The organism is Achromobacter pulmonis (genome assembly GCF_002885955.2).
Classification (GTDB): Bacteria; Pseudomonadota; Gammaproteobacteria; order Burkholderiales; family Burkholderiaceae_B; genus Achromobacter; species Achromobacter pulmonis_A.
This window is the reverse complement of the sequence record NZ_POQS01000069.1, coordinates 321-542: the sequence shown is the minus strand read 5'-3', so window position 1 is coordinate 542 and position 222 is coordinate 321. Positions and strand designations below refer to the sequence as shown.

General features: G+C 36.9%; 1 protein-coding gene. It reads right to left on the bottom strand.

Annotated elements, in window-relative coordinates; all coding sequences use genetic code 11:
* The coding region (locus tag C1I89_RS34795; RefSeq protein WP_181391126.1) for a hypothetical protein at positions 1–222 on the bottom strand (222 nt) is incomplete at both ends.

Here is a 222-nt window from a genome sequence, read left to right as displayed (position 1 = left end):
TTTGATAGGTAAATGTTTGACCGACTCCAAGTTGATACTTCGTTTTACGCAGTATCTTTATTTTTCCTTGAGCAAGGGCATTTGGTAAATCAAAAGGAGTTGCTCCTCTTGAAGGTAGTGTTATACCAGTACCAGTTCCGTTAATATTCTTACTGTCAATTGCCATTTCACTAAATAAATTAACAATACCATGAACCTGGTCAGTAGAAGAACCAGTACGGA